The following is a 23,980-nucleotide window of genomic DNA, read 5'->3' as shown; positions in this document are numbered from 1 at the left end:
TCAAAAATTTAAAAATGGGAAAAACTGCAATAATGATTTACGTAAGCGAAGCAAAAAAATCTGGTCTCGAATTTTGGGGTCTAGTTTTGGTGGCGGGACTTCTTGCAGCTGGGCTTGCAATTGGATATATTCGGCAGCTGTTAGGAATTTTCCATCAATAGGCGATCGCGCTTCTATAATAATCTTTGTCCGTAATATTTCTTCTGGTATATCCTCTGGTGGCGGTAATGCCAGTACTGGCGATCGCCAATAGCTACTTAAGATAATAAATGTTCCAGTAATTACAATTAAGCTCAGTAATCTTATAGACTTTCTCGTTTTAACTCTTCCCATCTCCTGAACTACGTTCACAACGCAGGATGATAATCTGTTTTTCCCATGCCCTTCAGGAGTGCTGAGTGCTGAGTTATGAGTGCTGTTAGCGGATAGCTAAGGTTTAGCCCGTGCTGAGTGTTGAGTGCTGAGTAAGGGATGAGGGAGTGAGGGAGAAATAACCCATGCCCAATTCCCAATTCCCAATTCCCAATTCCCAATAAAAATCTGGCAATATCAAGGGAGATTACCAGGTCTTTCCTGATACGGAATAGACTACAGGAATGCTCAAGAGCAATTGCCAGCGATCGCAATAAATTGTTTTGCCCTCTCAAAACTCATGCCAAACCAGGGAAGTATCTTACCTATAAAATAGCTTAGATTGACTCAACGCCCTTGGACTGGTAATAAGGTTTGATCGGGCGGGAATTCTAGGCGGACACTTGGTAGAGGACATAACCCTCTTTAAGCAGTGTCCTCTACTTCCTGCCCTACTTAGTTGATATTTGAGCAAACTTTAGGCTCCTATAAACCAACATCAAAGATGCGGTTTTTTCGTGAACCTAATTAATTCGAGCTATGTTTCGAGCTATGTAGTGAAGAACGCTGTCACTAAGTAGTTCTGGGCGTGATTTAAACTAAAGTTTAAGATGCCTTATTTAGGTTTAGCAGGGGTAGTCGCTGCGGGAGTTGCTGCGGGAGTCGCTGCGGGGGTAGTCGCAGGAGTAGACTTAACAGCAGGTGCATCAGTTGGTTCACCTGTAGCAGCTGGAGTAGCAGTACCCGCACCGTCACCACCACCACCTTCACAGGCCCCAAGGATTGCAGCCAGACTTAACATTAAAGCAAAACCAAAGATTTTTGTTTTCATAACTCCTCTTTCACCAATTGTGGCTAGAACAATTTTTCGCCTGTTGAATACGATACCGTATTTATTGCTTTTTTTAAATTCTGCGAGATTACATACTTAAAAAAAACAATCCTTTGGGGTATTGTTTTTGGAATTACGTATCCTGATTAGTTTTAACTCAGGAGCAAAACGAAAATTACCAACTTAATTTAGTAAACGGAGCTATGATAGCAAAAAATTTTATTTTTTTCACAGAGTATTGCATCTAGCTACCCGACGTTGCCATACTTTAGGTGCGATACCTAAATGGTAAGCTGTAGAGTTTCTAATCGCTGATTGCAAACATTGCATATCTAGAGGATGGAAACATTGATACAGCTACCTATCAGAAAAGTTAAAAGGGTGTAGTCTGTTATGTGTGCTGGTTGCACAGAGGGTTATTTTAACCTGAGCCATAACAGACAATCAATCTAAAGTGCAGTATTTCCATCTCAAAAAACTTAAAAATTTATGGTAGTTGCTCGTAAATCTACTGTTTCTACAAGGGGTAATTGGTTCCGGCGAGATTCTATCCTTTCTTTGGGGAGGCGACGCTCTGCGCGCCCAGAGTCAACAGCCGGGAGCGCTTCTACACCAGTATCCTCTCAAAAACAACTGCGTTCCTCCAAAAATTTAGCGGTTTCTCCCACAAATGAGGCAGTTATAGCCAAACCGGTGAAACAGTTGGGTAGACAACAATTACCAAATCTGAATGAGCAGTTGCATCGGAATCAAAATAGTCCGGGGGTAGGTTTTCTGGGCTTGCCCACAATGCCTAATTCTAAAGCTGCACCTTTGTGGTTGTTACGCTTGTACACTTTTCATCGTTATTCGTCAGTTTTGGCGTTCTCGTTAGTAGCATCGACACTTGCAGTTTATGCTTGGACAGTCTATTCTCAAGAGCTTTGGGGTCAGTCATATCGCAGACTGCAAAGCCTCCAACGTCATGAACGGCTGCTAACGACAACCAACGCGACGCTGAAAAATAAAATGGCTAATGAAGCAGAACAACCAACAGCAGGGCTGGTATCGCCAACTCCTGAAGGGATGATTTTCTTGTCTCCAGCATCTCAGAGTCCTAAGCCAGCATTGCCTAACACAACGCCAAATTCTGAAATCCACCCGCAAACACTCTCGCCACTGGGATACTAATCCCTAAGAGTCATTTGTCATTTGTCATTAGTCATTAGGACTGAGACTTCTGGTTAATCACAAAAGGCAATAGACAAAGGACAAAGGACAAACCCAATGCAGAAGTCACCAAAGAAAACAAAATTCCGAAAGTTTAGCAATCCAAGATTCACAGGGCGACACAAGGGTGATAAACGAGGGCTTTTGGGAAAGTTAGCTTCTAATATGCAAGACCAAATATCCAGCACTAAGTCCCGATTGTTCATCGTCTGGGGCGTATTAATGGCATCGGGATTGGGGTTGGCGATTAACTTGTATAATCTCCAAATTGTCAAGGGGCCAAAGTTAACTGAGCAAGCACGCAACCAGCAAATGGTGAATTTGCGACCTTTTATGCCCCGTCGCCCGGTGGTAGATCGCAATAGCGAACTGTTGGCGATTGACCGCCCTGTATATACTTTATACGCTCATCCCAAGCTGTTTGATAAGTCTAATGAAGATATGGCAGAGCGACTTGCCCCAATTTTGGCAAAAGATTCTGCTGAATTGGTGAAAACTTTTCAAAGTAAAAGAAGCGGAATTATCCTTGCGCCAGCCTTACCAGAAGAAATTATCGATCGCGTCATCTCATTACGCTTAAATGGGCTGGAGTGGATTCAAAAATACTCCCGATATTATCCGCCAGATGATTTGGCTGCTGATGTGGTGGGCTATGTGAATATTGACCGTCGCGGTCAAGCTGGTGTGGAATATTCTCAAGAGAAGTTGCTAGAACGTCCTGTGCAAACGGTGCGGCTCAGTCGGTCGGGGAATGGGGCGCTGATGCCGGATCGTGCGCCCGAAGGTTTTTTGCATTTTGATGATTTGCGCTTACAACTCACTATCGATAGCCGTCTGCAACGAATTGCTCGGATTGCCCTCAAACAACAGATGGAGAAGTTTGACGCTAAACGTGGGGCGGTAATTGTCATGGATGCGTTGGATGGCTCCTTACTCGCCCTCGTTTCTCAGCCTACCTATAACCCTAATGAGTACGGTAAAGCTGATATCTCGTTATTTAAAAACTGGACGGTGGCGGATCTTTATGAACCGGGATCAACTTTTAAGCCTTTGAATGTGGCGATCGCTCTGGAAAATGGCATCATCAAACCAGATGATATGTTTAATGACTCCGGTTCGATTCGAGTCGCTAATTACACCATCAAAAATGCGATGAATAATGGGAATGGGCGAATCAGCATCGCTCAAATTTTGCAATATTCTAGCAATATTGGCATGGTGCAAATTATCCAGCGTTTAAAGCCTTCAATTTATTACAACTGGTTAGAACGCTTAGGGCTAGGACAAAAAGTTGATACAGATTTACCTTTTGAAGTCGGCGGACGGCTCAAAAGTCAAGAAGAATTTATCGCTTCCCCGATTGAAGCAGCTACTACTTCCTTTGGGCAAGGTTTTTCCATGACACCGTTACAGCTAGTGCAAATGCACGGTGCTTTAGCTAATGGCGGTAAGTTAGTTACACCCCATGTAGTTCGCGGGCTAATTGATAGCAAAGGGCAGATGCATGATTCACCGACTCACACCGTCCCCCGCCAAATTTTCTCAACTGCAACAACTCAAAAGGTTGTAGAAATGATGGAAACTGTTGTTACTCAAGGTAGTGGCAAGCCGGCACAAATTCCCGGATATCGGATTGCGGGTAAAACTGGTACTGCTCAAAAAGCTAGTCCCAATGGCGGATACATTAAGGGTGCTAGAATGACTAGTTTCGTGGCTATTTTACCCGTAGAATCTCCTCGCTATGTAGTGTTCGCCCTGGTGGATGAGCCAAAAGGAGAAAGTGCTTATGGTTCTACTGTTGCAGCACCAATTGTGAAGTCGGTGATCGAAGCACTGATTCCTCTTGAGGAGATTCCGCCTAGTAAGGCGATTGAGCAACAGAAGGGAGTGCCGTAGGGAAGAAGGCAGGGGGCAGGGGGCATTGAGAAGAGACAAGGTAGACAAGGAAGAGGGGGAGATAAGAGAGAGACTTGACAACGCTGGTAAAGACGGCAACCGCACATCATTATTTTTCAATAATCTCCTGTTGGAGAATATCTTCTGAGTTTGTCGCCAAATCCGGTGTTCCTGCAAATAAGCCAATTAAGGGGTCAGATACAGCATTATCAACTGTTTCTAGCAATTGGGTTTCGAGATATAGCCTAATAGCTTCACTGACTATTGATTCAGGAGATTGCCCTCGTTGACTAGCCAGATTTATGACTTTTTCAAGTAAAGTGTGTTCGAGTTTACAGTTAAATGTAGAGTCCACCAGATAACTTCTCTCTTTTTAGTAGCAAAACATATTCTAACAAATATGGAGCAGTATCCAAACCGACAATTTGCCCCTGTAGCTGGACTAGCCATTCCATGAATCACGTTCCTGATTAACGTGTTCTTGAGCATCAATGCTATTCCAGATTTCCTTACCTAACCGACGTAATTAGAGGATGCTATGCTTTGGCTTAGGTGTCATCGTTACCTGTTGACAAATTAAGCTGGACAAGTCTTTAATGAAGCGTATTTGCTTTTCAGGAGTTAGGCTTTGAGCTTGCAGTAGTACTTCTTGATAATTAGATATAAAATTTATACTTCCACTTCTCTGGATTCTAAGTCAAATATACTTTTTCGTAAACAATATGAACTTAAAATCGCTCAAGAAAAACATTTACACCTTTGTAAAAATTATATCTACAATGCTCATAACAAGTGCCATTGGATTGGAATCGTGGAATATTTATGCCGTAATAACTAATATTAATGTACCAAGCAGCCTTAATCTATTTTTTTGGATTGAGCGTTTTGCGATGATGAGCCATTTTGTTGAGGCTATTATAGCAGCTTTTTATGCAACTTCAAGACAAAAGATGCCAATACAATATGCGACTTATACTTTTTTTGTTGGCACAATTGGGTTGTTAGAACTGTTCGATCGGCAGGATGACTATTAGACACGAACATTTTTATTCAGCTTGATTAACCTGATATGATATAAGGCTTGTGCGCCTTGAAGGTATGGATTTTTGATTAGGTTGATTGAAAGGGTGCGATCGCACTCTACGTACAAAAATTTAAGTTATTAAATATACGCCAGTAAGCAAAACTCATCTGTGGGGTTTCCCAATGAATGTAGATAACTAATGAATCTGATACTCAGAAGGGAGTATAGTTTGTATAGTTAGCTTTTTGGTAAAATTTTAGTTTGACACTAAGGAATTAAAAAATGTCTACTGATACTGACATAGTTGCTTACGTTGAAGAAAGCGAATTTGATGTTGTTTTAAATGGAAGTGAAGAGAAAGTTGTTGTTGTTGATTTTACTGCTACTTGGTGTGGGCCTTGTCGCTTAGTCAGTCCGTTAATGGATCAACTTGCCCAAGAATACAAAGGTCGCGCTAAAGTCGTTAAGGTAGACGTTGACAGCAATAAGCCGATTTTCAAAAAATTCGGTCTTCGGAGTATTCCAGCAGTTTTAATTTTCAAAGATGGTATTTTAGCAGAAACCATAGTAGGGGTTTCTCCTTACGAAGACTTTAGTAACGCTGTTCAGAAGCTTCTTTAGGTAATTCGTAATGACGCTCGATGACTCGCTACCGCTACGCTAACGTAATTCGTAATTCGTAATGACGCGACGCTAAAAGCGAAGGAATACTCGCTACCGCTACGCTATCGATAACTCGCTAACATAATTGGTAGAGAACATCATTCAAGAATTACGAATTATTTTAAATCTTTTCTTTTCGCCTATAATGTGTTTGGAGTAAACCAGTAGAATATTGTTTTGAGTTAATTAGCTCCAATTTTTCTTCCGGGGTAGGTGGTGGGAAAAGGTATATACCGCCACCTAAGATAGTTGGAATAGTAGAAATGATATATTCGTCAATCAAGCTGTGCTGAAGAAACGAATTGATTAACTTTCCGCCACCAACTAGCCAGATATTTTTAAAACCTTCAGCCTCTATATTAGCTAAAGCCTGTTTTACTGGGTCGGAAACAAATACAACATCCTCACGATTGGATTGGAGATGACGCTGGGTGAATACGAAGGATTTTTTTTCTGGATAAGGCCATTGCTCAAAACCCAGACCTACTTCATACGTCTTACTACCTAAGACGATCGCATCAATCGATTCGTAGAAAGCAGTGTAACCGTAGTCTTCACCTTCTGTATCAAGAATTGATAGCCAATCAATTCCACCATCGCAGCGAGCAATGTAGCCATCTAAACTAGCTGCAATGTAGAGTGTAACTTTCGTCATTGTGCTTGGTGAATTTGGTAGTTTGCACTCAATTAATGCAAGCGAACGCAGGGTTATTTTTTCTATAGCATTTTAGCCTTTGTTGGTTTATATCACAAAAGAGCGATGTCTACGCTTACCCAATTACTTACGTTTTTTGATTGTGCGACTTAAACCGACCTGCAATAAATTCTCTTTTAGATAAATGCTTTGTATTGCGTTGTGTGACTCGCTCTCGCCACATTTTGAAACTAGATTCCTTCATTTCGCGCCTCATTAGGGCGATTACCTGTTTCTCCAGTAGCCCAAACTGAGCCTCAATCGCATCAAAAGATGTTCTATCTTCCCATGCCATTTCAATGATGCGATCGATGGTTTGTGAATCGAGGTTAGGTAGTTTCATTTTTTTGCTGTCAAATAAAAAAAGAATTCAGGAATCAGGTGGTCACTGAGTTTACGGTGAGCGCAGTCGAACTGCGTAGTCGTATCCCTCCGGGGAAGCAAGCTACGCACAGCGTCTCCGGCAGGAGAAGTGAGTCAGAATTCAGTATGAATTCTATCTATAGCAATCCTATTTGATTTTTGAATATGCGCGGTGTCCAGATCCCCGACTTCTCGAAGAAGTCGGGGATCTAATTTTTCACATGTCTGCTGCACCCAGTTGGAGAGCATACAAGTTGGCATAGACACCCTGCTGATTGACGAGTTCGGCATGAGTACCCTGTTCTACAATTTCTCCCTGTTGAATTACTAATACTCGATCGGCTTGAGTAACTGTACTGAGACGATGGGCAATTACGAAACTGGTACGACCTTGGAGCAAACGAGCGATCGCACTTTGTACTAGTGCCTCTGTGCGGGTGTCAATGCTGCTGGTGGCTTCATCCAGAATCAAAATTCGGGGATTAATTAATACCGCACGAGCAATACTGATTAGTTGTCGCTGTCCTTGACTCAGGGGCGCTCCCCGTTCACCCAATTGAGTTGTATAACCCTGTGGTAATGAGGTAATAAACTCATGCACATTTGCCAGTTGTGCAGCTGCTTCGATATCAGCTTGAGTGCTGTAAGGAGCGCCAAAGGCAATGTTTTCGGCGACAGTGCCGCTAAACAAAATATTGTCTTGCAGGACGATACCTATTTGACGGCGCAGACTTGCTTGAGTCACGCTACGCACATCAATATCATCAATTTTCACTGCACCGCCAGATACATCATAGAAGCGCAAAATCAAGTTAATAATTGTACTTTTTCCCGAACCGGTCGGCCCGACTAACGCAACCATCTGTCCTGGATAAGCGTGCAAATTCACTCCTTTGAGAACCAGTCGATCTGGGTTATAGCCAAACTTAACATGATCAAATGTCACTTCACCTTGAATAGGCGGCATTTCTGTGGCATCTGGTGCATCTTTGAGTTCTGAGGGTTCATCTAATAATAGAAAGATTCGCTCTAATCCGGCGAAGGCAGATTGAGCTTGGGTGTAAAATTGGCTGAGAATTTGGATCGGGCGGAAGAACTGCTGAACGTAAAGTAAAAAGGATGTCACTACACCCACTGTTGCAGCTCCTGTTACCGCCAGATAACCGCCATAAGCTAGCACACCTGCGGTTGCTAGTGTGTTGAGAAAATCAATCGAAGGCAAAAAGGCGGAAGTAATTGCCACAGCCTCAACGTTGGCATCTCTATTGGCTGCGTTAAGGATGTCAAATTCTTCAATATTCATCTGTATACGATTAAATGCTTGGGCTTCTCTGACGCTGCCAATATCTTCTTCTAATTTGGCGGAAAGCTGCCCAATAGTTTGTCGGGTGACGCGAAATCTGGCTCTTGCCCAACGTGCAAATAAGCTTGTGGTAAAAATCATCAGTGGTACAACTAGATTGCTCAACAAACCGAGTTGCAGGTTAATTGCGAGCATTGCAATCACAATGCCAACTAAACTGAAAGTGTTACCCAGCATTTGGGCGATTGTCAGTCCAAAAGCCTGATTCACAGTATTGACATCATTCAGCAATCGGCTCATTAAATCACCCGCTTCGCTGCGATCGAAAAAGCTGAGTGGTAGACTTTGGATTTTAATGAAAATATCTTGCCTCAGTTGAGCCAGCAATCGCTGCATAATCCAGCCGACTCGCAGAATTTGACCCCGAATAGCTAAGACACCAAGTCCATAGTTTAGCCCTAGTAGCCCTAACAACAGCAGTAGTCCTTGCAAATTTCCTTGTGCAATCAGACGATCGATCGACCAGCCAAGAAAGAATGGCCCAATTGACTGGGTTATTGCACCAATTAATACTAATGTCAGGGCGATAGGAATTTCTTTGCGATAGAGTAGCACGTATTGCAAAAAGCGCCGCAGGGTAGAAAGTTGCTGACTCGTCTCCTCAGATGCAACAACGGGAATAGTGCCTCTCATAAAAATTTTCGATTTTGGATTTTGGATTTTGGATTAAAAGTCTTTGTCTTGATTACAAGGCTGTATAAAAATCTTAACCAATACTATGAACCTATCCCATTAATATAAAAGTATAGTAATGTACTTCTCAATAAGTGTCTCCTCTATCGTCCTTTAACGAAGTTTTGGGAATTATTTTTATGAAAACAATAAGACATTTTAAACATTTTTTCTTGTCTATATCCTTGCTTCTCTCGACAACGACATTTTTTTGGACGACTACGTTTTCCTTTAAAGCAAAAGCAGACGCATCCTGTAATGTGCTTCTATCAGATTTGAGTCAGTATCTCAATTCCTCATATTACAATAGAGTTACGTTGATACACATGACAAACTACCAAGCCAATAATCAGTGGTTCGGTGGCTATACGCAAGCAAGTTTGTCTAAAAACTATAATGGACACTTGATTGGATCAGATAACCGACTACTCAGTTCGAGGATTATCACTCTTTCCAACAATAATACAGGCTTTGATTTTGGACGATCGCAGCCGTTCGACGTGCTACAACCCGATCCAATATCCTATGACATAGATCCACAAACAGCAACAATCGTTTTTGACAACCAATATGGCCCATACGATATAACTTGTGTTGGTAATAAGTTCGCAATTGTCAACTCTGGGGATAGCATCGAAACTTTTTCATTTACCAAAAGCGCAGTCCCAATAATAAGATAAGACTTGTTCGCTATTGCCTTAAGGCTGCGATCAAAATTTCCAGCCAGACTAATTATGCTAATTTGGGATGATTTTTCTCCTTCGGCTTTACCTGAGATTCCAAAATCACACCGTAGAGTGGACTGGTTTGCATCAATTCGTCGTGAGTCCCTTGGGCTACCAATCGTCCTTTATCCATGAGAAAAATGCGATCGGCATTCTGGACGGTGCTAAAGCGTTGAGCTACGACAAAGGTTGTACAAGCTTTTTGGCGCATTAAGCCATCTAGTTTGGCTTGAATTTGGGCAGCAGTTTTGGCATCCACAGCCGAGGTACTATCATCCAAAATCAGAATGCTGTAATCGGTTAATAAAGTACGAGCGATCGCAATTCGTTGTTTTTGTCCACCAGATAAGCCTACACCCCGTTCACCCACAATCGTCTCGTAACCATTGGGTAGACCGCTAATAAAATCGTGCATTTGGGCAGTTTTGGCAACTTCAATTACCTGCTCTAAAGTTGCATTAGGTTTGGCGTAGGCAATATTTTCGCGGATTGTGCCAGAGAAGAGGGTGGTTTCCTGAAATACAATCCCAATATGCGATCTGAGGCTTTTGAGTGTGAAACTTGCAATATCTCGTCCGTCAATGCGAACTGCCCCATTTGTGACATCGTAAAAGCGGGGAATCAGGTTCATAATTGTGCTTTTTCCCGAACCAGTCATACCGAGAACGGCGATTAGCTCGTTGGGCTTGGTTTCAAAGGAAACTTCTTTGAGAGTTTCGGTTGTCGCTCCTGGATAGCGAAAGGAAACATTTTCAAAGGTAATTCTACCACCGCAGGTGTCAAATGGGACAGCGCCGGGGCGATCGCGGATTTCTACCTCTGCGTCTACAACCTCATAGACTCGTTCGGCGGAAGCTGCTGCTTGAGCGATCGCGGGTGCGGCAAATCCAATTAATAAAATCGGTTGGAGAATCAATGCTAAGTAGGAGTTAAACGCCACCAGTTCGCCAATGGAGAACCTACGCCCAATCACTTGCGCTCCCCCGTAGCCGAAAACTGCCAGTGTTACAAAATTACTCAGCAAAAAGATCAACGGGAAGGTATTACGGATGGCGCTAATGGTCTTCATGTTTGCACTGACTAGGCCATCATTTAGAGTCGTGTAACGCGACCTTTCGGTTGACTCCCGTACAAAGGCTTTCACTACGCGGATTCCGAGCAAATTCTCTTGCAATATAGCATTGAGGTCGCTTAGTTGCTCTTGTACTTGCCGAAAAAGTTTGTTATTGCGAGTGACGAATTGTGCCATCAACCATGCAGCGATCGGCACTGACGTGAGCGTAATCAGTGCTAGTTCCCAGTTCATCAGCAGCAAAATTACCGCAATACTCACCAATGTCACAAGTGAACCGACGACCTGAATTAAGCTAGTGCCAATAAAAGTACGAATCTGCTCAATGTCGCTGGTGACACGGGTTAGCAATTGGGAAGTCTGCGCCTGGTCATGAAAGCTGAAACTGAGATTTTGAATTTTGCTGAAAATTTTGTTTCGCAGGTCATAAGCAACACCCTGAGATACTGCTTCTGCTAGATAGCTTTGTCCAAAATTAAATACCCCACGAGCGATCGCGGCGACTACCATCCAGGCGGCGCTACATAGCACAATTTGAAGGTTTTTTTGCGAGATCCCCTCATCAATTCCCCACCGAAATAGTTGTGGGGTTACAGCGTTTGCGATCGTCAACAGCAATAAGCTGACTAATGCTCCCAGTGAAGTCCACCGGTAAGTACTCAAACTTTTAAGCACGCGCTGGGTTGACTTTATCGACGAAGTTTCCTGGAGTTCTGGTTGCTGAAGCAATGGTATTTACCCCTGTATCTTTTGAAAATTATCTCCTATTTTTGATTGTAAAAAACCAATTGGCTAGTCAATCAAGGGTGTTAGTATTATCACACTCCCCAGACTTTGATAGTAGCATCGTTAGCAAAGTAACTACTAACGTCACTGGAACTGACAATAGTTTGGCCATCTGGGCTGATAGCAATGTCTACAATTCGAGATGAATGACCTTCCAGTATGCAAAGTTTTTCACCCGTTTGTAAATCCCACACAATGATTGTATTGTCTGCACCTCCACTAACGATAACTTTAGCATCTGTGCTGAAAGCCACAGGTTCAGACCCTTGAAGTGTATGTATTTTTTCTCCTCTAATTAAATCCCACACAATGATAGTATTAATTCTATTATCTGCACCTCCACTTGCAAGCATATTTGCTTTGGGGCTTAGGAAAATAGATCGATGACCGTAAATAAGTCGATGGCCTTGGAAAATATGAATTATCTTCTTTGTTTGTAAATTCCACACTTTGATGCTGGCATCCACACTGCAAGTAACAAGAGTTTTTCCATCTTGGCTTAAGGTAGGGAAAGAATTTTTATCCGATTTACTAAGAGGCACATTAAAGGTATCAATTCGTTCACCCGTTCGTAAATCCCACATTTTAAGAACTATGTCATAATAACCACGTGCATCCTTATAGTGAAAATACATAATGGTGAGAAACTGCTCTGAGGGGTTGATGATCAGGTCACTCTCATCACCTGTATTATGATTATGCTCGTATATTGTACTAACTAGCTGACCTGTCTGTAAATTCCAGACTTTAACTGGGTGTTCCGATTCAGAGTAGTCATCATGATCACCACGATCGCGACGATAAAGACAGATGGTTGTTTTATTCAACAAATTGGTAGCGAAAGAGCCAGCGTAATTACCTTTTAAAGTGCGAATTATCTCGACTGTTTGTATGTCCCATACAGTTACTATACCTTCAGATGCAATGAGAAAGGTTTGCGTATCAGGGATGAAAGCGATATTAACATAATCAGTAACATCATCACCATCATCATTTGGTAAATCGATATCCAAAGTGCGTATTAGCTGACCTGTTCTTAAATCCCAAAGGTTGCATTTACCATTATCAACACTTACTAGAGTTTTCCAATCTGAACTGATTGAAAAACACAAAGACATTACAGTTTCCCCATTCCATGCATGAAGATATTTAAAAAATTCATAGGGTATATATTCTTGTAATACCTCTTTTGCTGACAATTCTGTACTTTCTTGAAGTAGAAAATAGGCAGCCTCCCTCACTTCTATTGAAGAGTCATGCAACGAATGAATAATTATTTCTAAGCCAGCTTGTCCATATTCAAAAGCATCCAGAAGAGCATCAATTTTTTGCTCAATCCTTCCATGCGCCATCAACTGCTTAATTCTTTCAAGTCCTCCCAAAACTACACCGTCTGCTGGGGCTTTAGAATGACCGCCCAGAACTACATCATGCTCTTTTGGCTCTTGGGAATTATCTACCATAATGTAAGTAGGCAGACATAATTAAATCTAATATGTAATTGCGAAGAGGAACGACGTTCGCAGAGCTTTCCCGTTAGCATAGCATCTCCGCCAAAAGAAGAGTAGCAAGGTTTATGTTGTTTTTGATTAAATCCTGTATAACTTGCGGGAAATTATTTGTGATCAAAATTCCAAATTTTGGGACAGTGACATGAGAGAATACCTATTTAGCAAGCATTGCGGCTAATCAATTTCAAGACAAAATAAAACCAAAAAACAAGAATAATGGCTGAAAATTTTCATAGCAATTCCCAACTTCCCTTAGATATCTCACCTGCTATCAGTCGCACAGCAAAGCCAAGTTCTGAGTTCTACTCTCTTTTTTCTGAAGAAGAAATTTTAGGGATAATTCATGCATTAGAAGTTAGACGAGAAATCCCTCTCAAGTATTCGTATAAAGGGAGAGGTGCAAAAATTTGGAACGATTTTTATCTAAAATATGTTATTCCTAGATGGTATGGAAGACCAAATGTAGAAGTTGACCTGTTAAAAGACAACTTTAAATACCTGAATGGCAATATCAAAAGTGGTGAAAGAGTAAATATTATAGACGTTGGTGCAGGTAATTCATATCCAGTCAAAAAATTTATCCGCAGACTGAATAAATTAGGGAAGGTTAATAAATATATTGCTTTAGATATTAGTGAAGAATTGCTTCGTGTATCCAAAAATAATTTTAACAAATGGTTTCCATTAGTCGAGTTTATCAGTTCCACAATTGATATAGAAAGTAGTTGTGTACCCAAAAGTTTATTCCAAAATCAAGCTAGCCTTGAAATTGACGACGCGGCGAAAATATTTTTGCACTTAGGAGTTACGATTGGAAATCATCAAGATAGAGATGAGGTGTTCAAAAATTTTAGAGATAGTATGGGAAAAAATGATTTTCTAGTCTTCACTAACGAAACTGGTTCTAACTCTACATGGGACGGAATCGTTAGAGGTGGCTGTAAGTATCATGTAGAAGAAGTCTATGGATGGGTTAAAAAGAAGATTGGGATTAAATCTGAAGATTGTGAACTAGTGAGAAAATACGATTTAAAAACAGATAGTATCGTTGCTAATCTGAAACTCCGTCATGATTACACTATCAACTTTAGTCGTATGGGGATAGATAAAAATATTGAACTCTCTGAAGGCGAAGAGATTACTATTTGGCGACATCACAAGTACGAAATGCCTAAACTGTTGAAAGAACTAGAACGTTCTGGACTACAACTTCTTCACTACAGTACTAACAAATACAAATCACATATTATGGTGATTTGTAAGATTGCCAGTAACTAAGCTTCTCAATTAGACTTGCTCTGTCATCTCCAAAACACTGAGCCTACAGCAAATTGGCTATAACTAAATACGGTTCAGTTAAAGCTGAAAGCCATGTAAATTACAATACAGTTCAGAATGAGCAACAAAACCCTGATGTAGAGACGCGATAAATCGCGTCTTGAAAGACCAATCATCTACACCAATAACCCTTAAGGGAACTCCAAGCTCTAATAATGGGTTATGCGTAGGCGTAGCCCGCCTTCTCTACGAGACGCTCCGCGAACGGCATCGTGCGCGATGGAAAAAATACAAACTGCGAAAGACCATTTCCACGGAAATACGTTCTAAGGGCTGCTGTAAAGCGATGCCTACGGCGGTAAACTACGCAACATCAGCGCACAAATCATTAAGTACGGCGTAAAAAATCCAAGTAGCAAAGAAAGTATTTAAGAATTACAGTATGCCCGTTCTGCTAATGTGACATCTAGCACGAATGGATTGTCATTACCCTGAAATTTAGCGATCGCACGATTCCGTTCTATTTCAGTAGTATCTGGGGGATCTTGCTGATTCCATTTACACAAAGTTTGACGCTGATTTTGAAAGTAATTTGGGTCTACTGTCTCAGCTTGCTGGCGATAAATAGTGTAAAAGTAGAAAATTGCTCTGGCTATATCACCTTTTACTTTCTCTCTAGGCTCAAATTTAGATGATGCCGATTCGCTAAACTCGTCGATTCCAGTAGTAGGAATTGTAGATTGAACAGTATCATTTCGATACCATTTCTTAGTAGTTGTATCGGCTATATCATCGAAAGGTTTGTTGCCTCGCTCACTATTAATATCTTCTCGTGCCGGAAATAGATGGTGAAGGTCACTTCGGGAATTACCCTGATCAGCGCCTTTACTTTGTGGCCAAGTATGTTCGGTATTCAATCCTAGTTTATCAGCTTCCTGACTAGGATCGCCTTTGCCAATTAAAGTAATTGGGTAACTGGCATAAATGTCTGTGACAATACCTGCTTGGTTATCAATAACGCTAAACATTTCGTCTCTGGCGCGATCGTAATTCAAAGTTTCGCTAGGCGTATACTTCTTAGCTAGTTCCTCAACTAGAGCAACTTTTGATAATTGCGGCAATATAATCGCCGAATCATTTACGGGAGTGGGAATAGGTTGGACAACAGGAGGAATGGTGCCAGTGTTAGACTGGTTAGCAGGTAATGTAAACGCTGCAATCACAGGATCGTGGTCGCTGACAGGCTTCTTAAAGCCAACATTTACATGTACAATATCAATTTCTGGTTGAGCAACACGGGAAAGGTTTTCACTGACTAACAAATGGTCAATAAGTTCAGGATTTCCCTTGAATTTAAAACTAAAGCGATCGCTATTAGGTAAACGATCGGTCAAATTCTCAAGAATGTTACCCTTCAAGGCTTTCAGAGGTGGGGAATCTGGTAAATCGTTTAAATCACCCAATACAATTACTTTGGCTTGTGGATCAATTTGTAGTAATTGCGCCACGAATTCATTCACGATTTCGGCTTGTTTGACTCGTTTAACATCGCTGGGAGAACCTCCAAGCTTAGAAACAAAGTGATTAGCAATGATAAACAGTTTTTGATCGTTAAAAATAAATTCGGCGACAAGTGGCTTACGGCTTTCATCGAAAGCAGGATTGGTGGGGTCAATCCGACCTGGATTCAGCGAGAGATCGAGACCATTTTTACCTTGAGTAATAGCCACAGCATCTAATGAACCGCCTTTTTTGGACAGTTTTGCTAGAGTTATCCGGCTGGGTCGGAACAAGAAACCGACACGAATATTACCTCCAGGTTCTCCACCATCTCGATCGTCGCTGGGCGGAATATCAACAAACTTGTATGTTGGACTACCAATATTTTTGAGTGCAGCAATCAGTTTTTGGTAAGTCTCATTTGCATTCACAACCTCATCATTGGTTGGCCCGTTGTTATCCTGAACTTCAATTAAACTAATGACATCTGGCGCGTTCAAATTATTGCCAATAATTTTGGCAATATTATCAAAGCGTTGGTCTTTCGGGTCTAAATTCTCGACATTAAAAGTTGCAACAGTGAATACATCTTGTGAATTTTTCAAAGATGTTGTTTCAGGTTGTGCAACTACAGGTAAAGGAGTTGGCAATTGAGCTATTGAACTAGCTTGTATTGGACTAATCCATCCAAAGAAGATAAAAGCAATACTAAGTAGTAGCAATTTGATAAATTTCATTGTCTGTTTCAATGAAGATACTTTCTAGATTAGTCTTTTTCTTAATACAGTTCAGTTAAGAAAAGTTTTAGATTGGGTAAAATTTGTAATCTCTTGGGAAAAACTTTCATATACTCAGAGGTTGTTTGAAAAGTGGTTTGCAGTGATTTTAGGTACTTATTGATTCCCACTAGCCCCCCTTAAAAAGGCTACGGTGTACACACAAGTCGGAAAAACTTCATCTACTAAAGATTTGCGGTGTGTTACCCTGGCTACACCTACGCATTTGTTGATTTGGGGTTCGCATTTGTTGATTCGGGGTTCGCATTTGTTAATTCGGCATATCCATAATGCACCCTACGAAACTACTAAAAGAGTTGAAACCTATACTGGTCATAACTTGTCTAGCTTAAAAAGGCTACAGTGTACACACAAGTCGTCTCACCCCCCTCAATCCCCCCTTGCAAAGGGGGGAAGCCGGAAATCTAGTTCCCTCCCCTTTGCAAGGGGAGGGTTAGGGTGGGGTAAAACCTTGGTTAATCAGCTATTTCACTACCAACAAAAGGACTTTTCAAACATCCTCTCACCAAGAGTCAGAACAATTTCCAAAAGAATCCCGTCCAAGAATAAGTTATACTTCAAAGATTTTAAGGATGATGAGCAATATCAAGATAATATATGTATGTTTATTCCTCTTTCTGATAATTGTCTTGTTTAAGATGTTAGGAAGGCAGATTCAGACAAATTCTTTCCCTGTAACTGAACGGCAGACAATCAGAGTTTTATTTATTGGGAACAGCTATACATATTTCAACGATCTTCCTTGGTTGACACAACAGTTGGCGGCCTCAACGAAAGAACCTAAAAAGTTAGAAACTGAAATGGTTGTGATTGGTGGAGCTACACTTAAAAATCACTGGAAACGTGGTGAAGCACTCAGGCTTTTGAAAGCGAAACGCTGGGATTACGTAGTATTGCAAGAGCAAAGTACTTTACCAATTACCAATCCCCAGGAAATGTACAAGTATGCTAGTCTGTTTGATGCCGAAATTAAGCGAGTTAATTCCCAAACAGTGTTTTACTTGACTTGGGCAAAGCAAAATCAACCAGAAACGCAACAGACATTGACTGATGCTTACATGAGCATTGCTAAAGAACTAAAAGCTAAAGTTGCACCTGTGGGAACTGCTTGGCAAAAAATTCAGGAAGCGAATCTAAAATTAAACCTTTATAGTTCCGATCAAAGCCATCCTAGTCCGATTGGATCGTATGTAGCAGCGTGTGTATTCTATACAATATTTTATGAGAATAGTCCCTTAAACTTGAGTCGTCGTATATATAGTAGCGATTCTAGTACGCCAGAAGAAAGCAACAGAATTGAGTTGGAAAGTTTAAGTGAAACAGATGCCCAAATGATTCAAAATTTAGTTGATAGCATCGTCAGACAAATATAAAAATAACTTTTTAGATATGTTTAATTCACCTATTTATAAAAAATAAAATGTGCAATTAATAATTACTGATAAATCATCAAAACTTCCAAATCTCTTTTATAGTTTAGTTATATTGTCAGCAGTTTTGGGCAGATTCTTGATTAGCGATCGCATCTTGAATCTCAATAGAGAAAACTTTTTCTACCACTGCGGCTTTACATAACTTTATGAAGTTAGTAGGATCTAGCGTAATTACCACGTTAGTTTTTTGGGGTAGGTGGGTAGTATAAGTTACCTAAAAACTAATTTGGTATATAGCGATGTTCAAGACTAAATTATCAGAATCCCGTACTTGGGGGCAACTTAAGACCTCAAAGTTCATGGATCGCCATGTTGGGGCGATCGCAGCTTTAATTTTAATCAGCTTACTGAGTTCATTGAGTGGAACACCATTTGAACATAGCATTTCTAACGCCTGGGAAGCCTTGATCTGGGGATTAGCAGATCCAGTAATTAGTTTAAATTGTTTAGTTGGTATTGTTGCAATTGGCTTACTCTCATCTGTGTTTGTTCGTGGTGCTGCGATCGCTGGATGTTTTGTCTTGGCAACAGTTTTGGGCATTGTAATTCATCTATTCGAGCTAAATTTACCAGACATACAAATAGCGATGCCTACGGCTGGCGCTGCGATCGCCATTTCTACCATTGTTTTTGGTACTATGCTGATGATGCCAAATCAACTAAACTTTCTGGTGCTTGCTCTGGTAGGCATCACTGCTGGTTTATTTCAGGGTTACGCTAATGCGGAATCTATTATTGCGGCAGAAATAATACCAGTAGTTGCCTATATACTAGGCATTACTTTAACTCTGTTTGCAGTTGCCATGAGTGCCAGAAAAATTGGTGTTGCGACGGGTATGGGAGAAATCAACCGAACTTTACTCTGGAAAATGAGCATTGCTGGCTTCGCTTTATGTGCGATCGGTGTCGTGTTTTTGAGCAATTCGCTTATTTAAATTAGATATTTCAATTAATTCAGTGGAATACATTCATTCGTGGGGGCGTACACCTAGCTGTGCGCCCCCACTGCGTTTTCAGACTAGACAAGCAAGCGTTCTAGTGAATAAGTTGATGCACCTCTGCGCTAATCTAGAGGCATATATAAATAAAAAGTTATGACACCTGAAGAAATTGCGGGTACGCTAACAGAATTATTTAGCACATCGGTTGTTGATGCCGTTGCTCCTGGATCGTGGCAAGTAGACACTCCTACTTTTCGGTTGTTGGTGCTGCTTTCCGAAGATAATATTTGGTTGCGAGTTTTACTGCCTATTCTCCCCATCCAACAAGCCCAACCATTTTTAGAACAGTTCCTAGAAGCTAACTTTGATGACACTCAAGAAGTACGTTACGCTTTGTATGAAAGGGTAATTTGGGGGGTATTTCAACATCACAATGAGACTTTAGTGAGTGCAGATTTGTCCAATGCAATCAACCGACTTATATCTCTCCATCAGGCTGGATTAGATAATGTCTTTAATCGACTAATTGAAAGTCGCATCCGGCAAATTATTCAGGCAGCAAAACAGCAAGGACAATCTCTGCAAGCTACGATGCAAAGCTTAGAACGCTTTTATGCTGAAGGAATGATGGACGAAATAAATCAAACTTCACAAGGGCGAGAAGAAGTCCTAGCGGCTTGGCGACATCAATTAGAACGTTTATGGAATGAGGGTTAATTTCAATTTTTCAGTTTTCTTATTAAACCAATTTACAGATATATTTATCATGGATATCATTGAAATCCTCAAAGAAGACTATCAAAGATTCCCAGTCAATCAAACTTACAGTATTTATGCTCCAGAGGTTTATTTTAAAGACCCACTGAATAAATTTTGTGGTGTTAAACGTTACAAAGAAATGATTAATTTTATCCAAACTTGGTTTTTAGATCCGAAGATGGACTTACATAATATTCAACGTTTAGGAGACACAATAAAAACCGAGTGGACACTCAGTTGGAATACTCCTGTACCCTGGAAGCCACGGATCTCTATTCCTGGTTGGAGTGAATTAGGTCTTAACTCTGATGGTTTGATTGTCTCACATATCGATTATTGGAATTGTTCGCGCTTAGATGTGGTGAAGCAGCATTTTTTCTCTGGAAAAAATTGACATTGAAATTGTATAGGAATCATATTTGATTTCTGAAAAAATCTCAGTAGTCAAGTAATGAACTGTCATGGCTTTAATGATTGCAAAAAAATTGTAGGTTGGGTGGAGGCTTTGCGTAACCCAACATCCTGATATATGTTGGGTTACGCAAAGCCTCCACCCAACCTACGTCTACGTCTAATGCACTATTTTGCGTAGACAGTCTGCTACGTGCATTTCAAAAATCAAATACTAGTCCTATAGAGTGATTTATATTTAAATATATATCAATCGTTATCCTTGTTCTTAACGACAATCTGAAGGCGATATTATTATTTTTCCAATGAAAATAGAGTCATTTCCATTATAGTAATAATGAAGTGATATCCCATTATTCAATAATTCTTTTGTTTCTAGATGAGTACATACTGAATTCGTTAATCTCTCACCCATAGTTGTTAAAAATTGATATTCATCTACTTCTGCTGACGTATAATTAACTAGAATGTAGTTGTAAATTAAAGCATCATTCTGCGCTCCAACATTAATGAGCATAGTTTCTTTATCTACCATCATTGGCAAATCCTTATTGATTTCGCTTGGCGCAGCGATAGATGAGATGAGTTCGCCCACAGATGAACAAATAGCATTGATTCGGCTAACGCTGGAAGATAGGAAAATGACTTACCCCGATAGATTTGAACAGGAAAAACTGTTAAATTCGCACAAAGCTAAGATGCTTGTTGAGCAAGTTTTTGCAATGTTGAGCCAGTAAATCAATTTTCAGGTAATTAAAGCGTAGTTTATGGTACACAGTTGTGCTTAGTAAGTGGGCAAGAATAAATCAAACTATGTTACGCAATGTAAAATTCATCAAATTTCCTCTTAGTGAAGGCTTTGTCCCTCATTAGAGGACTAAAGTCCTTACTACAAACCTTTAATTATTCATGCCCACTTACTTACCTACCGGGGATTGAAACAAAATCCCTCAATACTTTAGAGTAAATGAGAAACTCAACTTGAAAGTACGATCGCAATGACTGATAAAGAACTCAAACATCTAATTGAGAGTAACGGGAAAACAGTCCAAGCTATGTTAGATGAAATGGCGGAAGCACGTCATGAACGCCAAGAACTCCGAGAAGGAATGCTCCAAATCCAGAGTGCAGTAGCACAATTAACGAATGTACAAGAGAGAATAACCAATTTACTAATTTCTCTTGATGGCGATCGCCCCACAATTCTTAAAAAACTCTCAGCACTGGAAACTAAGCTTGACCAGTTATTGCAGCAAAACCCAACGGATGAGTTAGGGTAAATACTCATATTAATGCCTAGACGTGTTGAAACAACATTTATTTTCCTTAAACAGTCGATAATGTAAATAAATGTAAAAATTCTCAGGCAGGATAGAAGCATCTATGCGTGTAATTTTGATGACCGGTAAAGGCGGTGTGGGCAAAACTTCCGTCGCTGCTGCAACTGGACTCCGTTGTGCGGAACTAGGGTATCAGACATTAGTTTTAAGTACAGATCCCGCCCATTCCCTCGCAGACAGTTTTGATATGGAACTGGGACATGCACCCAACAAAATTCGCCCAAATCTCTGGGGTGCTGAACTGGATGCACTGCAAGAACTGGAGGGAAACTGGGGTGCTGTGAAACGTTATATTACCCAAGTTTTACAGGCAAGGGGTTTAGATGGCGTACAGGCGGAAGAATTGGCAATTTTACCAGGCATGGATGAGATTTTTGGCTTGGTAAGGATGAAGCGCCATTACGATGAAGGTGAGTTTGATGTCTTAATTATCGACTCAGCCCCTACCGGCACAGCACTGCGCTTGCTGAGTTTACCTGAAGTTGGTGGCTGGTATATGCGCCGTTTTTACAAGCCATTTCAAAACATCTCGGTGGCACTTCGCCCCCTGGTTGAACCTTTTTTCAGACCAATTGCTGGTTTTTCGCTGCCTGATAAAGAGGTAATGGATGCACCTTATGAGTTTTATGAACAAATTGAAGCTCTGGAAAAAGTATTAACAGATAATACTCAAACCTCAGTGCGTCTGGTAACAAATCCCGAAAAAATGGTGATTAAAGAGTCTCTTCGCGCCCATGCTTATCTGAGTTTGTATAATGTTGCAACAGATTTAGTCGTGGCGAATCGGATTATTCCCCGCGAAGTCCAAGACCCATTTTTTCAACGTTGGAAGGAAAGTCAGGAGCAATATCGCCAGGAAATTCATGATGATTTTCACCCTTTGCCTGTAAAAGAAGTTCCCCTATTTTCTGAGGAAATGTGCGGATTAGCTTCATTAGAACGCCTGAAAGAAACTCTTTATAAAGATGAAGATCCAACTCAGGTTTATTACAAAGAAACAACTCTGAGAGTAGTGCAAGAGGAAAACCAATACAGCTTAGAACTTTACTTACCTGGTATCCCTAAAGACCAAGTTCAACTAAGTAAAACTGGAGACGAATTAAACATTACTATTGGCAACCATCGTCGTAACTTAGTTTTGCCACAAGCCTTAGCAGCACTACAACCAGCCGGGGCAAAGATGGAAGATGACTATCTAAAAATCCGCTTTGCTGACAACACAAGAGTTTAATTTTGTTGAACGTTACTGTGTCAACAAAAAGTTAAAACTAAAAAGCAAGAACTTTATCTTGTAGCTAGTACAGACGCAACCTTTTTAGCGTCTGTTTTTATAATTTTTTGGTGAATTTTGATAAAAGGTAAAAAAATATTTTTATTAATGATTTGACCGTAGTTTTACTGAAGACAAATTGACGCAATAAATTTCAAAATGTCTTTAGATTTAATTATGTCAGTTTTCAAATTATTAATTTATTTTACTATAATCAATGACCTCCAATCCCGAACAAGATTTGCCCTTATGTCACGATGAAGAAAGTTTACTACGCCGCATTACAAACCGTATCCGACGCAGCTTAGAGTTAGAAGAAATTATCACGGTGACAACGGCAGAGGTGCGATCGCTATTAAAAACTGACCGAGTGATGATTTACAAATTTCATGCCGATGGTAGTGGTCAAGTGGTTGCTGAGTCAATCTACAACAATCGTTTACCGTCGCTACTAGGGCTAAATTTCCCTGCTGATGACATTCCATCTTATGCCCGCGAACTATTGATCAAATCACGGGTGCGTTCTGTTGTGAATATTGATACTAAAGAGATTGGTCAAATTCACCTGCATGACTTAGATAATGGAGAAACTATCTCAGAGGAGATCCGTTACCGCCCTGTAGACCCCTGCCATATTGAATATTTGACGGCAATGGGGGTAAAATCCTCTGTAGTAGCGCCTATTCTCTATCAAAGTCAACTTTGGGGGCTGCTGGTGTCTCATAACTCTGAAGCGCGTTTAATTTCAGAATATGAACTAGAAGCAATACAAATGGTAGTCGAGCAACTGTCAGTGGCGATCGCCCAAAGCACCCTTCACACTCAAGTTCGCAAAACAGCCGAACGAGAAGCGATCGTTAACCGCATTGCAACCCTACTACATTCACTACCGACGATTGTTTTACAACCAGCCTTAGAAGAGGCTGTTGCTGCCTTTAATGGTGTTGGTGGTAGGCTTTGCATTAGAAATGAAGCTTTTGATTTCCACAATGGCAACGTCACCAGCTTAACAGAATGCTTAATACCAGGAAATACTTGTATCAAGCTTTATATCTGTGGACAGCAACCTGTAATGCCAGAACAAACTATA

The 23,980-nt window shown here is 40.7% G+C and carries 25 protein-coding genes; 13 read left to right on the top strand and 12 right to left on the bottom strand.

The window, feature by feature from the left end; translation table 11 throughout:
* The 3 genes from HWQ37_RS26090 to HWQ37_RS26080 all read right to left on the bottom strand — a co-directional run bounded on the left by HWQ37_RS26090 (position 1) and on the right by HWQ37_RS26080 (position 1,183).
* A complete protein-coding gene (locus tag HWQ37_RS26090) occupies positions 1 to 333 on the bottom strand; it encodes a hypothetical protein (RefSeq protein ID WP_292752892.1) in 333 nt (110 codons plus the stop codon).
* Between the two features lie 14 nt (positions 334 to 347).
* Complete coding sequence (locus HWQ37_RS26085; RefSeq protein WP_292752889.1) at positions 348 to 647, bottom strand: hypothetical protein; 300 nt, start codon at positions 645 to 647, stop codon at positions 348 to 350.
* Between the two features lie 320 nt (positions 648 to 967).
* Complete coding sequence (locus HWQ37_RS26080; RefSeq protein WP_292752886.1) at positions 968 to 1,183, bottom strand: hypothetical protein; 216 nt, start codon at positions 1,181 to 1,183, stop codon at positions 968 to 970.
* A 489-nt stretch (positions 1,184 to 1,672) separates the two neighbouring features.
* Between HWQ37_RS26080 and HWQ37_RS26075 the strand changes: the two genes are divergently transcribed.
* Positions 1,673 to 2,353: a hypothetical protein gene (locus HWQ37_RS26075; RefSeq protein ID WP_292752883.1), complete on the top strand. Its 681-nt coding sequence runs from the start codon at positions 1,673 to 1,675 to the stop codon at positions 2,351 to 2,353.
* A gap of 96 nt (positions 2,354 to 2,449) precedes the next feature.
* Positions 2,450 to 4,288 (top strand): peptidoglycan D,D-transpeptidase FtsI family protein, encoded by a 1,839-nt coding sequence (locus HWQ37_RS26070; protein ID WP_292752880.1) that lies wholly within the window; start codon positions 2,450 to 2,452, stop codon positions 4,286 to 4,288.
* Between the two features lie 109 nt (positions 4,289 to 4,397).
* On the opposite strand, the gene HWQ37_RS26065 is transcribed toward HWQ37_RS26070, so the two are convergent.
* Positions 4,398 to 4,643, bottom strand: coding sequence for a hypothetical protein (locus tag HWQ37_RS26065; RefSeq protein ID WP_292752877.1), 246 nt, complete (start codon positions 4,641 to 4,643; stop codon positions 4,398 to 4,400).
* 424 nt (positions 4,644 to 5,067) lie between these two features.
* Here HWQ37_RS26065 and HWQ37_RS26060 point away from each other — a divergent pair, with 424 nt between their 5' ends.
* Positions 5,068 to 5,322 carry a hypothetical protein gene (locus HWQ37_RS26060; RefSeq protein ID WP_363318189.1) on the top strand — a complete coding sequence of 85 codons (255 nt, stop codon included), beginning with the start codon at positions 5,068 to 5,070 and terminating at the stop codon, positions 5,320 to 5,322.
* Positions 5,323 to 5,594: 272 nt separating this feature from the next.
* Positions 5,595 to 5,933: a thioredoxin gene (gene trxA, locus HWQ37_RS26055; protein WP_292752871.1), complete on the top strand. Its 339-nt coding sequence runs from the start codon at positions 5,595 to 5,597 to the stop codon at positions 5,931 to 5,933.
* 163 nt (positions 5,934 to 6,096) lie between these two features.
* On the opposite strand, the gene HWQ37_RS26050 is transcribed toward trxA, so the two are convergent.
* The 5 genes from HWQ37_RS26050 to HWQ37_RS26030 all read right to left on the bottom strand — a co-directional run bounded on the left by HWQ37_RS26050 (position 6,097) and on the right by HWQ37_RS26030 (position 13,113).
* Entirely contained in the window at positions 6,097 to 6,630 is a 534-nt protein-coding gene (locus tag HWQ37_RS26050) for a dihydrofolate reductase family protein (RefSeq protein ID WP_292752869.1), read from the bottom strand.
* Between the two features lie 127 nt (positions 6,631 to 6,757).
* Complete coding sequence (locus HWQ37_RS26045) at positions 6,758 to 7,012, bottom strand: TIGR03643 family protein (RefSeq protein WP_292752867.1); 255 nt, start codon at positions 7,010 to 7,012, stop codon at positions 6,758 to 6,760.
* Between the two features lie 237 nt (positions 7,013 to 7,249).
* Positions 7,250 to 9,028: an ABC transporter ATP-binding protein gene (locus tag HWQ37_RS26040; RefSeq protein ID WP_292752864.1), complete on the bottom strand. Its 1,779-nt coding sequence runs from the start codon at positions 9,026 to 9,028 to the stop codon at positions 7,250 to 7,252.
* Positions 9,029 to 9,799: 771 nt separating this feature from the next.
* Positions 9,800 to 11,593 carry an ABC transporter ATP-binding protein gene (locus HWQ37_RS26035; protein WP_292752861.1) on the bottom strand — a complete coding sequence of 598 codons (1,794 nt, stop codon included), beginning with the start codon at positions 11,591 to 11,593 and terminating at the stop codon, positions 9,800 to 9,802.
* A gap of 89 nt (positions 11,594 to 11,682) precedes the next feature.
* Positions 11,683 to 13,113: a WD40 repeat domain-containing protein gene (locus tag HWQ37_RS26030; RefSeq protein WP_292752858.1), complete on the bottom strand. Its 1,431-nt coding sequence runs from the start codon at positions 13,111 to 13,113 to the stop codon at positions 11,683 to 11,685.
* Between the two features lie 264 nt (positions 13,114 to 13,377).
* On the opposite strand from HWQ37_RS26030, the gene HWQ37_RS26025 reads away from it, so the two are divergent.
* Positions 13,378 to 14,439: an L-histidine N(alpha)-methyltransferase gene (locus tag HWQ37_RS26025; RefSeq protein ID WP_292752855.1), complete on the top strand. Its 1,062-nt coding sequence runs from the start codon at positions 13,378 to 13,380 to the stop codon at positions 14,437 to 14,439.
* A 428-nt stretch (positions 14,440 to 14,867) separates the two neighbouring features.
* Here the strand turns inward: HWQ37_RS26025 and HWQ37_RS26020 are convergent, their stop codons facing one another.
* The gene (locus tag HWQ37_RS26020) at positions 14,868 to 16,676 is read right to left on the bottom strand and encodes an endonuclease (protein ID WP_292752852.1); all 1,809 of its coding nucleotides are present in this window, start codon (positions 16,674 to 16,676) and stop codon (positions 14,868 to 14,870) included.
* Positions 16,677 to 17,374: 698 nt separating this feature from the next.
* On the opposite strand from HWQ37_RS26020, the gene HWQ37_RS26015 reads away from it, so the two are divergent.
* Complete coding sequence (locus HWQ37_RS26015; RefSeq protein ID WP_292752849.1) at positions 17,375 to 18,109, top strand: SGNH/GDSL hydrolase family protein; 735 nt, start codon at positions 17,375 to 17,377, stop codon at positions 18,107 to 18,109.
* Positions 18,110 to 18,224: 115 nt separating this feature from the next.
* On the opposite strand, the gene HWQ37_RS26010 is transcribed toward HWQ37_RS26015, so the two are convergent.
* Positions 18,225 to 18,347: a hypothetical protein gene (locus HWQ37_RS26010; protein WP_292752846.1), complete on the bottom strand. Its 123-nt coding sequence runs from the start codon at positions 18,345 to 18,347 to the stop codon at positions 18,225 to 18,227.
* Positions 18,348 to 18,408: 61 nt separating this feature from the next.
* Here HWQ37_RS26010 and HWQ37_RS26005 point away from each other — a divergent pair, with 61 nt between their 5' ends.
* The 3 genes from HWQ37_RS26005 (at position 18,409) to HWQ37_RS25995 (ending at position 20,263) form a co-directional block, all read left to right on the top strand.
* A complete protein-coding gene (locus tag HWQ37_RS26005) occupies positions 18,409 to 19,104 on the top strand; it encodes a HupE/UreJ family protein (RefSeq protein ID WP_292752843.1) in 696 nt (231 codons plus the stop codon).
* Positions 19,105 to 19,263: 159 nt separating this feature from the next.
* Positions 19,264 to 19,827, top strand: coding sequence for a hypothetical protein (locus HWQ37_RS26000; protein WP_292752841.1), 564 nt, complete (start codon positions 19,264 to 19,266; stop codon positions 19,825 to 19,827).
* A 49-nt stretch (positions 19,828 to 19,876) separates the two neighbouring features.
* Positions 19,877 to 20,263 (top strand): DUF2358 domain-containing protein, encoded by a 387-nt coding sequence (locus tag HWQ37_RS25995; RefSeq protein ID WP_292752838.1) that lies wholly within the window; start codon positions 19,877 to 19,879, stop codon positions 20,261 to 20,263.
* Positions 20,264 to 20,548: 285 nt separating this feature from the next.
* On the opposite strand, the gene HWQ37_RS25990 is transcribed toward HWQ37_RS25995, so the two are convergent.
* A complete protein-coding gene (locus tag HWQ37_RS25990) occupies positions 20,549 to 20,875 on the bottom strand; it encodes a hypothetical protein (protein WP_292752835.1) in 327 nt (108 codons plus the stop codon).
* Between HWQ37_RS25990 and HWQ37_RS25985 the strand changes: the two genes are divergently transcribed.
* From HWQ37_RS25985 to HWQ37_RS25970, 4 genes are all read left to right on the top strand, one after another.
* Entirely contained in the window at positions 20,862 to 21,017 is a 156-nt protein-coding gene (locus tag HWQ37_RS25985; RefSeq protein WP_292752832.1) for a hypothetical protein, read from the top strand. The genes HWQ37_RS25990 and HWQ37_RS25985 overlap by 14 nt on opposite strands.
* Before the next feature lie 261 nt (positions 21,018 to 21,278).
* Positions 21,279 to 21,560: a hypothetical protein gene (locus HWQ37_RS25980; protein WP_292752829.1), complete on the top strand. Its 282-nt coding sequence runs from the start codon at positions 21,279 to 21,281 to the stop codon at positions 21,558 to 21,560.
* A gap of 103 nt (positions 21,561 to 21,663) precedes the next feature.
* Complete coding sequence (locus tag HWQ37_RS25975; RefSeq protein ID WP_292752826.1) at positions 21,664 to 22,851, top strand: TRC40/GET3/ArsA family transport-energizing ATPase; 1,188 nt, start codon at positions 21,664 to 21,666, stop codon at positions 22,849 to 22,851.
* A 256-nt stretch (positions 22,852 to 23,107) separates the two neighbouring features.
* Positions 23,108 to 23,980, top strand: an 873-nt coding sequence (locus HWQ37_RS25970) for a GAF domain-containing protein (RefSeq protein ID WP_292752823.1), incomplete at its 3' end; no start/stop codon positions are given.

This window comes from Nostoc sp. NMS4 (assembly GCF_017115095.1).
Taxonomy (GTDB): domain Bacteria; phylum Cyanobacteriota; class Cyanobacteriia; order Cyanobacteriales; family Nostocaceae; genus Nostoc.
Note: the sequence above shows the minus strand (reverse complement) of the source record. Positions and strands in the feature narration are given on the sequence as shown.